At 40.8% G+C, this 14,101-nt stretch carries 11 protein-coding genes and 2 tRNA genes; 2 read left to right on the top strand and 11 right to left on the bottom strand.

The window, feature by feature from the left end; translation table 11 throughout:
* Positions 1–168 precede the first annotated feature (168 nt).
* The 6 genes from CDZ78_RS09660 to pssA form a co-directional block, all read right to left on the bottom strand.
* Positions 169–693, bottom strand: coding sequence for a DUF6781 family protein (locus CDZ78_RS09660; protein WP_087869831.1), 525 nt, complete (start codon positions 691–693; stop codon positions 169–171).
* Between the two features lie 278 nt (positions 694–971).
* Positions 972–1,577, bottom strand: a complete 606-nt coding sequence (locus tag CDZ78_RS09665) for a polysaccharide deacetylase family protein (protein WP_147637041.1) — start codon at positions 1,575–1,577, stop codon at positions 972–974.
* A 165-nt stretch (positions 1,578–1,742) separates the two neighbouring features.
* The gene (gene rimI / locus CDZ78_RS09670) at positions 1,743–2,297 is read right to left on the bottom strand and encodes a ribosomal protein S18-alanine N-acetyltransferase (RefSeq protein WP_087869833.1); all 555 of its coding nucleotides are present in this window, start codon (positions 2,295–2,297) and stop codon (positions 1,743–1,745) included.
* Positions 2,298–2,299: 2 nt separating this feature from the next.
* The gene (locus CDZ78_RS09675; RefSeq protein WP_087869834.1) at positions 2,300–2,965 is read right to left on the bottom strand and encodes a uracil-DNA glycosylase; all 666 of its coding nucleotides are present in this window, start codon (positions 2,963–2,965) and stop codon (positions 2,300–2,302) included.
* Between the two features lie 98 nt (positions 2,966–3,063).
* On the bottom strand, positions 3,064–4,599 hold the full coding sequence (locus CDZ78_RS09680) for a 2-isopropylmalate synthase (protein WP_087869835.1): 1,536 nt from the start codon (positions 4,597–4,599) through the stop codon (positions 3,064–3,066).
* Positions 4,600–4,894: 295 nt separating this feature from the next.
* The gene (gene pssA / locus CDZ78_RS09685; RefSeq protein ID WP_087869836.1) at positions 4,895–5,644 is read right to left on the bottom strand and encodes a CDP-diacylglycerol--serine O-phosphatidyltransferase; all 750 of its coding nucleotides are present in this window, start codon (positions 5,642–5,644) and stop codon (positions 4,895–4,897) included.
* A 332-nt stretch (positions 5,645–5,976) separates the two neighbouring features.
* Between pssA and CDZ78_RS09690 the strand changes: the two genes are divergently transcribed.
* Positions 5,977–7,086, top strand: a complete 1,110-nt coding sequence (locus CDZ78_RS09690; protein WP_087869837.1) for a hypothetical protein — start codon at positions 5,977–5,979, stop codon at positions 7,084–7,086.
* An 81-nt stretch (positions 7,087–7,167) separates the two neighbouring features.
* Complete coding sequence (locus CDZ78_RS09695; protein WP_087869838.1) at positions 7,168–10,023, top strand: insulinase family protein; 2,856 nt, start codon at positions 7,168–7,170, stop codon at positions 10,021–10,023.
* A gap of 422 nt (positions 10,024–10,445) precedes the next feature.
* On the opposite strand, the gene CDZ78_RS09700 is transcribed toward CDZ78_RS09695, so the two are convergent.
* The 5 genes from CDZ78_RS09700 to CDZ78_RS09720 form a co-directional block, all read right to left on the bottom strand.
* Positions 10,446–10,521, bottom strand: a tRNA-Thr gene (locus CDZ78_RS09700).
* Positions 10,522–10,568: 47 nt separating this feature from the next.
* Positions 10,569–10,644: transfer RNA gene (locus CDZ78_RS09705), tRNA-Thr, on the bottom strand.
* 321 nt (positions 10,645–10,965) lie between these two features.
* Positions 10,966–13,113: a YgiQ family radical SAM protein gene (locus tag CDZ78_RS09710; RefSeq protein WP_087869839.1), complete on the bottom strand. Its 2,148-nt coding sequence runs from the start codon at positions 13,111–13,113 to the stop codon at positions 10,966–10,968.
* Positions 13,110–13,385 (bottom strand): class I SAM-dependent methyltransferase, encoded by a 276-nt coding sequence (locus CDZ78_RS09715; RefSeq protein ID WP_087869840.1) that lies wholly within the window; start codon positions 13,383–13,385, stop codon positions 13,110–13,112. Before CDZ78_RS09715 ends, CDZ78_RS09710 begins: the two co-directional genes overlap by 4 nt.
* 86 nt (positions 13,386–13,471) lie before the next feature.
* Positions 13,472–14,101: IS6 family transposase (locus CDZ78_RS09720; RefSeq protein ID WP_087869841.1), on the bottom strand; the 630-nt coding region annotated here is incomplete at its 5' end.

Raw genomic sequence — 14,101 nt, forward strand, 5'->3', positions numbered from 1 at the left:
CAATGGCGGCATACCGTCGCTTATTTTTTTCACAAAGTGAGTCATAAAATTTCTTCATCGACTTTTCGATATTTTTTTTATAAGGAAATGACATAAGACAACCACTGAGTAATAAATTAAGATAACCTTAATTTAGGGGAGATATTTCATTATTCAAGCTTGGCTGCTTCAGGATGTTATTTCGTGCACATTCCTTAGATGGCTAGATGTCTCTGCTACTGTTCGACCGACTGATGTGGAACTTTGCTGTAGATGCTCAACAATGCTGTTTATAGTACTGGAAGTAAGTTCCTGACCACCCTTTGCTACTTCAGTTAAAGTATCAAAGAACAGCTTCTCTAGGTCATTCAAGTCCGCCAGGGCACGTTTCAAATCATGCTCAGTAAATTCATCAACATTACCTGTAGCCTCTTCAATCGCTAAGGAAGAAGCTTGAGCCACCTGACTTAAAGCATCATCTATCCCTGCAACTGTCTTTTGTAATACTTCTTTTGCTTCAGGCTCACTATCCGTCTCACCTTCAAAAGCACCGTTAACCACAGCACGAAGCACTTCTTTAATATGCTCCGGTTCCATCTTGCCATCTTTCAGAGCATCAACAACGATTTGGCAAACCTCGTTATGAATATCATTGCCACGGATAACTGAATCTCGGGCTGCAGCCTGTTCCTGTTGTCTACTATTTTTAGTCATGATGTTCTCCATAAAATATAAATCGTCTGAAAAAAGAAAGGACAGACTACGTTTTTTCTATCATACCCAATTAAGGGGAAGATGACTTTACCGCTGCAAGCTGCCTCATTGTATCAATGGCATTTATAAATCACTGAGCCGACTCAATATTAGCAGTATAAACGTGCAATAATTGCTGCTCGCTTACTGCGGCAAAAATAAAAAAGACGCTTCGATGTGAAATACAGTGGTCATTGAATTTCAACTTCTCACAAAAATAGTAAATCATATTGACGAAATCACCAATCTATTTCAGGGCAAATATGTAATTTTTTATTTTGTATATCTTTTAGAATATCCGGGAGTATTGCTACTGTATTTTGAACCCGATCGTGTAACAGAATACTCGAACCATCCTTAACTTTACCCGTAATACGCTTCAACATTTTTTGCGCATTTTTATTTATGGTGTCGTAAGACCTTATATTCCACCCAGCCACCTCTAAATTATTCTTTTTAGTTATAGCAGCAATGACTGGGTTACTCACTCCAAACTGTGGTCTAAAAAGTGTAATTTTCTGATTAATTATCTCTTCGATAACTTTAATACCCCCCATAACTTCCTCTTCAGCGCGAGTTAAACTCAGGGTTCCAAAGTTTGCCGAATGGTTCAGAGTGTGCCCTCCGATCAAGTGACCTCTGTTTATGATCTCTCTAACTAAATCAGGGTATTTAATGGCATTTTTTCCAATAAGAAAGAAAACTGCTGTCGCACGATGCTCTGCTAAAATATCCAGTATTTTCAGAGTCGTTTCAGGGCTTGGGCCATCATCAAACCCCAGAACTACACAGCCTTTTTTTGCATTATTTTTTGCCTTTAAATAGAAATCAGAAGTCAGCCTCATAGAGAAAAAAAACAACACAAGGTAAGCAAGCAGTACTAGCAAAAGTAAAGGAAATAATACACCTGACCCGCGAAGGAGGAAATATATCACTCCTTCGATTAAAAAGAATAAAACACAAAGCTGTCTAAAATCCAGCATTTTCAATACTATTAAGCTTTAAGCGAGTTAAACAATAGTATAAGCCATCATAATGGCATCTTCCCGCTCACCATTCTCTGCTTTGTAATAACCTGGCCTAGTCCCAATTACATTAAACCCCATACTTTCATATAAGCCGATAGCCCCTTCATTGGAAGGACGCACTTCCAGAAATACACTTTCCGACTTTCTTGCTTGTGCAGTATCAATCACATGCCGCATAAATTTACGCCCCAATCCTTGCTTACGTATCACAGGGTCTATACAAAGATTAAGCACCGTTGCTTCACCAACAGCAGTTGACACAATACAAAATGCGACCATTTTGTCTTCAGTATCCTCACACACCCAGCAATCATAATGACCGGCATTTAAACAATCATGAAATATAGCTTCTTTCCATGGATAATTATAGCCCTTGCTCTCTATCTCCAGCACACGAGGTAAATCCGCTTTACTCATTTTACGAAAGCGCATCAAGTCTATTTGATTCAAAGTATCAGGAAATACTTTGGCGTAAAATTCTCGGTCAGCATCATAGGTGACTAAACCTTTAATTTGGTTTAATACTCGTTTTAACATTATTATTTTATTTTTTCAAAAAGAGTTAAAGCCCGCTGTATATCTTGCCAGGCTTTAGACTTCTCGTTTAAGGAGCGCAATAAATACGCAGGATGATAAACCGTCTGCAAGGGAATTCCTGAAAATTCATGTTCAGTTACCCGTAACTCGGCTAATGGTGCTTTACTCTGTAATAGCTTATGCGCTGCAATGCGCCCTAGTGCGATAATAACTTTAGGCTGGATCAAGGCGATCTGTCTTTGCAAATAGTGCTCACAAGCCTCTAACTCTTGGGCTTTTGGGTCTCTGTCATCAGGCGGTCTGCATTTAACGATATGAGTGATAAACACATCTTCACGCTCTAATTGCATAGCCCTTAACATTTCAGTCAATAACTCCCCGGAATGATCTGCAAACGGCAGACCTTGTTGATCATCTTCAAAGCTAGGGGCTTCAGTAATCCATAAAAAATCGGCCTGCTGGTTGCCTGAGCCAGGTACTACCTGGAGCCGCAATTGACATAAATCACATTGCTGACATGCCAGCATCTCTGCCTGCAAAATGTCCCAGCTATCCTCTATGACTTCTGGCGCGGCATCTTCCATTGCAGCATTTTCTTCACTAGCTCTCGGCACCCAGACATCAATGCCCATTGCCGATAAATACTGTAACCGTGTTGAATTATCCATAAGCATCTAGTATAAACACGTGAAGCGTAATGTAGGAGCGGTCTTTAGCCGCGAAGGAGTATGTGCAATTCGCGGCTAAAGACCGCTCCTACAATCCTTTACACCTGTGGGTGCTTCTTTTCACCTTGATTTTCTAACTTATTCAAGGCATTGATATAAGCCTTCGCAGATGCGATAACAATATCAGTATCGGCACCTAAACCATTAACCACACGCCCACCTTTTTCCAGGCGTACCGTCACTTCACCCTGAGCATCAGTGCCATTAGTTATACTATTAACTGAGTATAGCTCTAAAGAGACACCAGAATTAACGATAGATTCAATCGCTTTTAAGCTGGCATCGACTACCCCACTTCCTTCTGAATCCGCATTAAATTCCTGCTCGCCTATTTTAACCGTCACTGTTGCTCTCGGCGTTTCTCCCGTTTCCGAACACACTTTTAAAGCGATTAATTTAAAATGCTCTTCTTCGGTATCGGTATTCACCTCAGTAATTAAGGCTTGCAAGTCTTCATCAAAAATTTCATGTTTTTTATCAGCTAACTGCTTAAAGCGCACAAAAGCATCATTTAATTCCGATTCGCTATTAAACTCAAAGCCTAACTCAGTCATGCGGCTTTTAAATGCATTACGCCCTGAGTGCTTACCCAATACCATGCGGTTCGCTGACCAGCCCACATCTTCAGCACGCATAATTTCATAAGTTTCACGGTGCTTTAATACACCATCCTGATGAATACCTGATTCATGAGCAAACGCATTTGCACCGACGATTGCTTTATTAGGTTGTACTGGAAACCCGGTAATACTAGAAACTAATTTAGAACAGGTAACAATTTCCCGGGTATCCAAGCGAGTATCACAAGCAAAGACATCGTGGCGGGTTTTAATGGCCATAACCACTTCTTCTAAAGCAGCATTACCTGCACGCTCGCCTAAACCATTAATGGTACATTCAACTTGTCTCGCACCATTCATCACCGCAGATAAAGAATTAGCTACAGCCAAACCTAAATCATTATGACAATGTACTGAAAATATTGCTTTATCAGCATTCGGAATACGCTGCCTTAGGTTGCTTATCATCGCACCAAAATCTGCAGGAATGCTATAGCCTACCGTATCGGGAATATTTAAAGTTGTCGCGCCGGCATCAATAACTGCTTCTAAAATACGACACAAGAAATCCTCTTCAGAGCGCCCTGCATCTTCAGGTGAGAATTCAACATTATCGGTATACTTTCGTGCTCGCTTTACTGCTTTTACTGCATATTCAATCACCTGTTCAGGTGACATCTTCAACTTCATTTGCATATGAATCGGTGAAGTCGCAATAAAGGTATGAATACGTGAACTCTCAGCCTTCTTTAAGGCTTCGCCCGCTCTATCAATATCCCTATCTAATGCTCGCGCCAAGCCACAAACAGTACTTTCTTTAACTGTTTCAGCCACCGCTTGCACAGCAGCAAAATCCCCATCACTTGCAGCAGGAAAACCTGCTTCAATTACATCGACTTTTAAGCGTTCTAATGCTCGGGCAATTCTAACTTTTTCATCACGCGTCATCGACGCACCAGGACTTTGCTCGCCATCGCGCAAAGTTGTATCAAATATTATTAATTTATCTTTCATGAGAAATTCCATTCATGGTGGCGACCTATCGCCAGCAATTGAAATATGACACGGGACGGTATGTTCTTGAAGCTAGTCTAGCCGCTTGCTAAGTGCCTATCACCCGGACCTTTCCAGCTAGAAGGGTTACTATGGCTTAGTCACACTTAATCCGTATCAACTTTTGTTTGAAAATATAGGAGAGATGCCCATCAGGGCAGATGGCGACATAAGCAACGCGTGGAATGATAAATATCGATTACACCCCGTTGTCTTATCTTAATATTCTGTTTTTTATCTATTTGCTTGATCATAATTAATTCGTACGTCCTTGACGCTTACGACGTAATAATATCATAGTCAGAATAGGACCGGATAATGCATAACCAAAGAAAAACAAAAATAAAACGGTTGCAGGGTTTGATAAGGTAACGGCAAAACCTAACATCACACCAATCATGACAACAAAAGGTACTTTGCCACGAAAGTTAATATCTTTAAAACTATAATAGCGAAAATTACTCACCATCAACAAACCCGTCGCGATAGTCATGATCATGACTAACCAGGGTAGACCCTCAACAGCATAATCACACTTTTCACTAATCCAGACCAGGCCCGCTAAAATTGCAGCCGCAGCAGGGCTTGGCAAGCCTTGAAAATAGCGTTTATCTTGCGTCCCAAGCTGAGTGTTAAATCGTGCTAAACGTAAAGCACCACCCGCTAAATGAATAAATGCAGCAATTAAACCTGCTTGCCCTAAGGAAGATAATGACCATAGGTACATGACTATAGCAGGCGCAGCCCCAAAAGAAAGCATATCAGCCATACTGTCGTATTCAGCGCCAAAATCACTTTGAGTATTAGTCATTCGTGCAACGCGCCCATCTAGCCCATCAAGAACTAAAGAAACAAAAATTAACACAGCTGCTTTTTCATAATGCCCTGAAATCGCAGAGGCAATCGCATAAAAACCTGAAAACAAGGCTGCTGTAGTAAAAAGATTAGGTAATAAATAAATACCGCGACTACGTTTTTTTGTACTTTTCTGATCCGGTTCAGTCATGTCTTATGTCTTGTTAAAACGCTAAATAATAATTTAATAGTATTGTATAGTATTTATATAGTGTGAACACGGCAAAAATTAGTTTTTCATTGCCCTAATATCCTATAATCCTGATAACTAATTACCTAGCTCCTGATTTGCGCTTTATTCCTGTTCCGTGTAAAAATACCCCGCATTGTCCTAAAAATGACTGCTATAAAGCAACATAAGCACCTGAATATTACACTAATGATTGTAAATACTTGTCACCTGCCGAGTGAATACCCCCCGCTTCACAGTTTTATGAATAAATCTGCACACGAAATCCGTACTCAACTGCGGTTTCCAGGGTGATGGAAATTCAACAACACGGCATTAGCCCCTATACGGTCAACTTATCAACTAGCGCATTAAAGCAGATGATCAATGTTGTGCGTGACTTACAAAATCTTAGTGAAACCCCGAATTACCCCTTATCCTTACCTAAGCTCCCTGAAATAGCTCAAATAGAGTCAGGACATTACTCTGTATTAATGGGCTATGACTTTCATATTGATGACTCACAACAAGTCAAACTAATTGAGGTCAATACCAATGCAGGTGGTTTATGGTATGCGGCTCAATGCTATCAACCCGAAGCAAAACACTTCCCTAGGAAACTGGCTAATAAGTTATTAGACACATTTCTACAGGAGTATCGTTTATTTTGTCAGGATCAAAATGCGCTACCACAATTAATTGCCATTATTGATCACGCACCTGAACAGCAATTCCTATATCCTGAAATGCAGGTATTTGCCAGCTTATTTAAACAGGCAGGAATTAAAACAGTCATTATTGACCCTAGTCAGATTGAAACAAAGGAAGCGGGTTTATATTATCAGGAACAGGCTATTGACCTGGTCTATAATCGCCACTGTGATTTTTATTTAAGCTCACCTGAAATGCAGAATATTGCTGAGGCCTGGCGAAAGCAATCTGTTTGCTTAACACCAAACCCACGTATTTATGGGCTTTTAGCAGATAAAAGGCGCATGATTGACTGGTCAGATTCTGAATTATTAAATGACTTTTTAACCCCACCCGTAGCCTCCCGTTTACAACAGGCTATCCCACATACTCAACTATTACACTCAGTTCCTAAAGAGACTTTATGGCCGGAGCGTAAGCAAAAAGTTTTTAAACCAACAACTAGCTATGCTAGCCGGGGTGTTTATATTGGCGACAAGTTAACTAAAAACAAACTTAGCAGCCTAGACCCACAGGAAACATTAGTTCAACAGCGCATCAAGCCAACTATTACACATACCCTCGGTGGTGAAAAGTTTAAAACTGATTTTCGACTTTTCGTCTATCATAAGACCATTCTCGCTACCTGTGCCCGACTTTATCAAGGCCAGGTAACTAATTTGCGCACACCCAATGGCGGGTTTAGTAAAATCAAATTAGTCAGTAGTGAATAAATATCTTATGGCCCCTGAGAAAAACTCCGCAATATTTTCTATTTCTCTGTCGTTCGACAAATAACTAACAATGACTCATCTATGAACTCTTATTTGAAATTTTTAATTCTTATCGCTGCTCTACTTTGCCACGCCTGCACATCAACTTCGCCTATTATGGAAAAAACCAATATTATTCAAAGCCAGAATGACAACAGGCACTATCAAGCCTTTACTCTAGATAATGAATTAAAAGTACTGATTATCTCCGACCCAGAAACAAAAAAAGCAGCAGCCTCACTGGATGTATTTGTTGGCAGTGCCAGTGACCCAGATGAGCGCGCTGGCCTTGCTCATTTTCTTGAGCATATGCTGTTTTTAGGCACTGAAAAATATCCAGATGCAGATGAGTATCAAACCTTTATCGCTCAACATGGCGGCTCCCGAAATGCATATACAGCCAGAGAACATACAAACTATTTCTTCGATATACAAAATAGCTCACTGGAACCCACATTAGACCGTTTCAGTCAGTTTTTTACTGCTCCATTGTTTAATTCTGAGTTTGTTGAGCGGGAAAAAAATGCTGTAAACTCTGAATATCTAGGCAAAATTAAAACTGATAGCCGCCGCTCTTTTGCTGGATTGCAACAGGCATTTAACCCCAAAAGTTCTTATGCAAAATTCAGTGTTGGTAATCTGGAAACACTAGCTGACAGAGATAATGACCTAGTTCGTGATGATCTTCTAAAATTCTATAAAACACATTACTCTGCGAATTTAATGACCCTGGTGGTTCTAGCAAATGAGCCCCTTCCCATTTTAAAAAGATGGGTAACAGAGAAATTTTCTGCTATTCCAGATTATGGTGCAGAAAAAAAAGTTTTTACCGAGCCGTTACTAAGCCCGGCCGAAATGGCACGTCAAATCAATATAAAATCGCTACAGGAAAAGCGGGAATTAAGCCTGATGTTTATCTTGCCCGAAACCCAATCCTACTACCTTGCCAAGCCCAGCATATATTTTCAATCATTACTTGGACATGAAGGCGAAGGCAGTATACTTGCGCTGTTAAAAGAAAAAGGCTGGGCTGATGAACTTGCTGCATCGACTGGCTTTAGTAATAATGCGCAGGAATCAAGTTTACACCTCGGCATTAATTTGACCCATAGCGGTTTAGAACACACCGATGAAATTATTGATATTGTTTTTCAATACATAAGGCTCTTGCAGAATACTGACATACAAGAATGGCTCTTTCAAGAACAGAGCCAGATGTCGACATTACAATTTCGCTACCAGGAGCAACGTGACGCCAGTAGTACGGTAACCGGACTGGCAAAGAGCCTGCACTATTCTGCAGCACAAGATATATTACGCGGCCCTTATGTTATCGAGCAATTTAAACCTGAGCTAATTAAACAATTAATATCCCTGTTAACGCCTGAGCGAGTACTTGTCTCACTAAATACTCAAGACCTCAACACCACTAAAATCGAAAAAAATTACCAGGTTGACTACCAGATCTCAGCAATCAAACCTGAACTCATCCAGAAATGGTCTCATTCAGCTATTAATTCAGCTCTAACACTACCGAAAGCTAATCCATTTATTCCAGATGAATTAAAACTAAAAACTGCCGCTACTAACAATACGCACCCTAAGCTAATTCAACAGGACTCTAAGCTGGAGTTATGGCATCAGCTAGATACCAACTTCAATGTGCCACGCAGCAGCCTTTATATTGCATTGCAATCCCCCATTGCTAATAGCACACCACGAAATAGTCTATTAACCTCATTATTGACCGGTATTATTAAAAAGCAGCTAAATAGTTATGCCTACCCTGCACATCTGGCTGGGTTAAATTATTCTGTCTATGCAACGGAACGAGGCATGAGTATTTCAGTTTCTGGTTATGATCAAAAGCAATCAGTCTTGCTAGACAGAATTATTGCAGCACTTAATACTCCCGAGATCACAGAAAACCGTTTTAATATTTTGAAAGCACGTTTTCAGCAAAAATTAATTAACGCACAAAGACAACAACCCTTTCATCAAGTACTTGCTGAACTCAAGCGAAGCCTGATTGAACGGCGCTGGACAAACGAGCAAAAACTAGCAGCTCTATCCAGTTTAACAGCTCAGGACTTAACCCTATTTGCACAGGACTTTTTAAAACAACTACATCTCAGTATTCTTTTGCAAGGTAATAGCACCTCTACTGAAGCAAAAAACATTGCATCCATGCTAAATCAACAACTTAAGCTGAGCCCTGATGCGCCACAAGTACCTGCAGCACGAATTATCCAGCTACAAGAAAAAACATTAAGTGCACGCAAACTAACTATTGATAATCATGATGCTACCTTGGCCCTTTACTTCCAGGCACCTGACAAAAGCATAACATCTCAGGCTGAAGCGCAATTATTAGGGCGTATTATTTCCTCTGCATTTTTTGCAGATTTACGTACCCGCCAGCAACTAGGCTACAATATAGGAGCAGCGGCATTACCCATGAAAGACGTGCCTGGTATTATTTTCATCCTGCAGTCACCGGTTATTTCTGTCACTGAAATAGACGCTCGTTTTCATGAGTTTATGACTTCCTACCTAATGCAGTTACAAGCCATCACAGCCAAGGAACTTGAAAGCTATAAGGCAGGTTTAGTTACGCGCTTACTAGAAAAAGATAAAAGCTTACAGAAAAGAAGCTATAGAAACTGGCTAGAAATTGATCGCGATAATACAAACTTTGATACTAAAGAACGCATTGCCAACGCGGTTAGTAAAATTGATAAAAACAGATTAATCAGTATCTATAAAGACTGGCTAATAAATAACCCACGCCAACTCCGTAGTTATGCACTGGGAAATAAATTTATTGACCATGACTTTAACGATCAGTTACTCATTACTAATATTGATGAATTTAAGCGTACACATGAAAAACTATAGTCGACCAATTTAATACCCCTCATATTTTGTAACGTAGCCCGTATGAAGCTTGCGGAATACGGGCCACCGGAAGAAGCCTTAAAATAAACCATAAGAATCAACATATTAAGAGCATCATCAGTATTTACTCATTATTCACGGGCAAGATTTTTTTAGGGATACGGGCAGCCTGCCCGTTTGCATGGGCGAGCCGCCCATGCCCCCAAATAATGAGAAGTTACTCTCGTCATTCCCGAAGTCTACCCAGTCAAGCGTGGGCACAAGTTTTATCGGGAATCTTTGTTTAACCCACGAGATTCCAATAATTAGGGTCGGAGTAAAATAACTTTGCTCAGCGGGCGGGAAAGACTACTTGAGTAGTTATTAACTGCAGACATAAAAAAAGCCCTGTTACATTAATATGCAACAGGGCTTTTAAAATATGGAGCTGATGATGGGAATCGAACCCGCGACCTGCTGATTACAAATCAGCTGCTCTACCGATTGAGCTACATCAGCGTTTAGGCTGTATATCTATCACTCTAATCCATGAGTGAGTTGAAATATGGAGCTGGTGATGGGAATCGAACCCGCGACCTGCTGATTACAAATCAGCTGCTCTACCGATTGAGCTACACCAGCTAAAGAGCGAGTATTATAGACGCTTATTTAATACTTGAAAAGGATTTTATTGGTAATTATTCAGATACATTAATAATCACAACAAAAACCAGTTGTACGGCGTGGCTTTAGATACAGTGAAAGTATTCAACAAGACCTCCCTCCTTAGTTAAGGAGAGGTTTGGTCTATGTTTTTATACGATCCCCCCTCAATCCCCCCTTCTCAAGGGGGGAGGCTAAAAGCAGATACTTTCACAGCCCATTTAGCCTGCCAACAAACAAGAACCTTATTCACAAGGCGGGCTAAAGCCACGCCCTACTTCAGTTAGTTGAAACAGGGTTTTATCTGTTGTTTTTGCTGTGCCTTTTAGCAGGTGCTCCGCGCTTATTATATTCAGTTCGCTGGGTTCTAAAGGTTTTCCCTTTGCCTTTAATTCTATCGTCTTTACCACCCTCTTTTGGCTGCCATGCAGGAATTAGCTGACGCTTGCCATTGCCAATTAAATTAGAACGCCCCATATTTTTTAAGGCTTCACGTATCAGAGGCCAGTTTTTAGGGTCATGATAACGTAACAGGGCTTTATGCAAACGACGTTGTTTAATACCTTTAGGGATAGGCATATCTGAATCATGTCGACGACTGACTTTATGTAAGGTATCTTTCCCTGAATGATACATGGCAGTGGCAATCGACATCGGAGATGGCAAGAAGGCCTGTACTTGATCCGCCCGAAAACCATTACGTTTTAACCATAAGGCAAGATTGAGCATATCCTCATCTTCAGTACCCGGGTGCGCGGCGATAAAGTAAGGAATCAGGTATTGTTCCTTGCCCGCCTCTTTGGAATACTTATCAAACATTTCTTTGAAGCGGTCATATGTACCCATGCCTGGCTTCATCATCTTGGATAACGGGCCTTGCTCGGTATGTTCCGGGGCAATTTTTAGATAACCACCGACATGATGAGTAACCAGCTCTTTAACATATTCAGGTGATTCAATCGCAAGATCGTAGCGCAATCCAGAGGCAATAAATATTTTTTTAATCCCTTTTAAGGCCCGTGCCCGCCGATATAGTTTAATTAACGGAGTGTGATTGGTGTCTAGATTTTCACAGATTCCCGGAAAAACACAGGACGGCAAACGACAAGCAGCTTCTATCTTTTCATCTTTACAGGCCAGACGGTACATATTCGCAGTGGGACCGCCTAAATCAGAGATATTTCCAGTAAAGTTGGGAGAGGTATCTCTGATTGCTTCAATTTCTTTGATAATGGAGTCTTCTGAACGACTTTGAATAATTCGCCCTTCATGCTCGGTAATGGAACAAAATGAGCAACCACCAAAACAGCCGCGCATAATATTCACCGAGTGTTGAATCATTTCAAACGCTGGAATATTGGCTTTACCATAAACAGTATGCGGCAAGCGCGAATAGGACAGATCAAACACGCCATCCATTTCACTCATGGTGAGCGGTATTGGCGGCGGATTTACCCAGATATAGCGTTGCATATGTTTTTGTAACAAGGGCCGCGCATTACCTGGATTGGTTTCTCCATGCATTACGCGTGAAGCATGTGCGTATTGAATGGGGTCATCTTTAACAGTATCAAAGTCAGGTAGACGAATAACTGTCTTTGCCCGCTGTGCATTACTAATTTTTGAGCTTTTTGGCTCTGCCTGCTCTTGTGCTTCCGACTGCTTCTCTGAGCAAACGCTTTGCTCTTCCATTAAATAAGGGCTTTTTGGCTTGATAACCTTTCCCGGGGTATCAATATCGGAAGAATCTTTGACTGTCCAACCTGCAGGCACTTGTTTTACGAAGTGCACTGTACCACGTATGCCTTTTAAATCAGTGATTGACTCACCTGATGCCAGGCGGTGAGCAATTTCGGTAATTTGACGCTCTGCATTACCATAAACCAGCATGTCGGCTTTGGAATCGAGTAACACTGATTTTCTAACTTTATCTGACCAATAATCGTAATGCGCAATACGCCTTAAGCTAGCTTCAATACCACCAATAATAATAGGCACATCTTTGTAAGCTTCACGACAACGATGTGAGTAGACATTGACTGCTCTATCGGGCCGCTTACCCCCTTCCCCATTTGCAGTATACGCATCATTAGAACGAATTTTCTTATCTGATGTGTAGCGGTTGACCATGGAATCCATATTGCCACCGGTCACACCAAAAAATAAATTAGGGCGGCCTAAACGATTAAAGTCTTCGGCACTGCGCCAATCAGGCTGGGAAATAATACCCACACGAAAGCCTTGAGCTTCCAATACACGCCCAATAAGTGCCATACCGAAACTTGGGTGATCTATATAAGCATCACCTGTTACTAAAATAACATCACAACTATCCCAGCCTAGAACATCCATTTCTGCCTGACTCATTGGCAATTCATGTGCCGTACCGAAACGTTGCGCCCAATATTTTCGATAAGAAAATATATGTTTAGCGTCTAGAATATTCATGCTTTTATTACTCGTTTTAATACACTACCATTATTTCTTTTTATATCTTTTATAAAATCGATAAATTCTATCTGATATTGCTCATCTAACTGTTTAGCCCGTGCCCTTAGCACTTTCATTGAATAAGTATCCACACTCTCAGCAAAAGCAATCGCTATCACATTGCCACGCCCACGAACAGGTAGAAACAATACCTTCCAGTTAAAAGTGGTCCCCAGATTCCAGGTCAATTGTTTAAACTGCTCGTTCCTGGTGGCCCATAAATTGATCACTAATAGGCCCTCATCCGTGAGCAGTTCTTTACAGGGTTCTGTCGCAAGAACTTATTATGACGGTAAAGATTGGTCATAACCGACCTTTATGCAGCTAATGAATAAAACTGTCCTGCAGGAGACAAACCATCCCCTCCGAACATTTGTCCTTTTTTGATCATTTTCATTATCTCAATACCTGCTAATGTTTTTTGGGCGCTATGGAAGTTTTTAAAACCCAACATAGGGCGAGTTATTCGTTTAATGTTCCTATGATCTTGTTCGATAATATTATTCAAATATTTACATTGACGGATTACAATGGGTTCCACTTTAGGGGCATCTGAGTCTTCCTTGTTGATGCTATTAAGCGCTGCTTTATTGGAACCACTCTTATCAATATTGACCAATTCAGGACGGCCATTTCTCTTAATGGCTTTCTTAAAAAAGCGCTTGGCTGCTTTCGTATCACGCTTTGCGGTGAGTAAGAAGTCAATGGTATTGCCTTCTTTATCAACGGCACGATAAAAATATTTCCACTCTCCTTTGACTTTAATATAGGTTTCGTCCATCCGCCACCGCCGATTAACAGGACGCTTCTTTTTATGAAATTCTTTCTCTAATTCAGGTGCATAATTTATCACCCACCGATTAAGGGTGCTGTGGTCAACATGATAGCCTCGTTCTTCAGCTATTTCCTCAAGATTGCGATAACTGAGTGGATAAGCCAAGTACCA

Source organism: Bathymodiolus platifrons methanotrophic gill symbiont, assembly GCF_002189065.1.
GTDB lineage: Bacteria > Pseudomonadota > Gammaproteobacteria > Methylococcales > Methylomonadaceae > Methyloprofundus.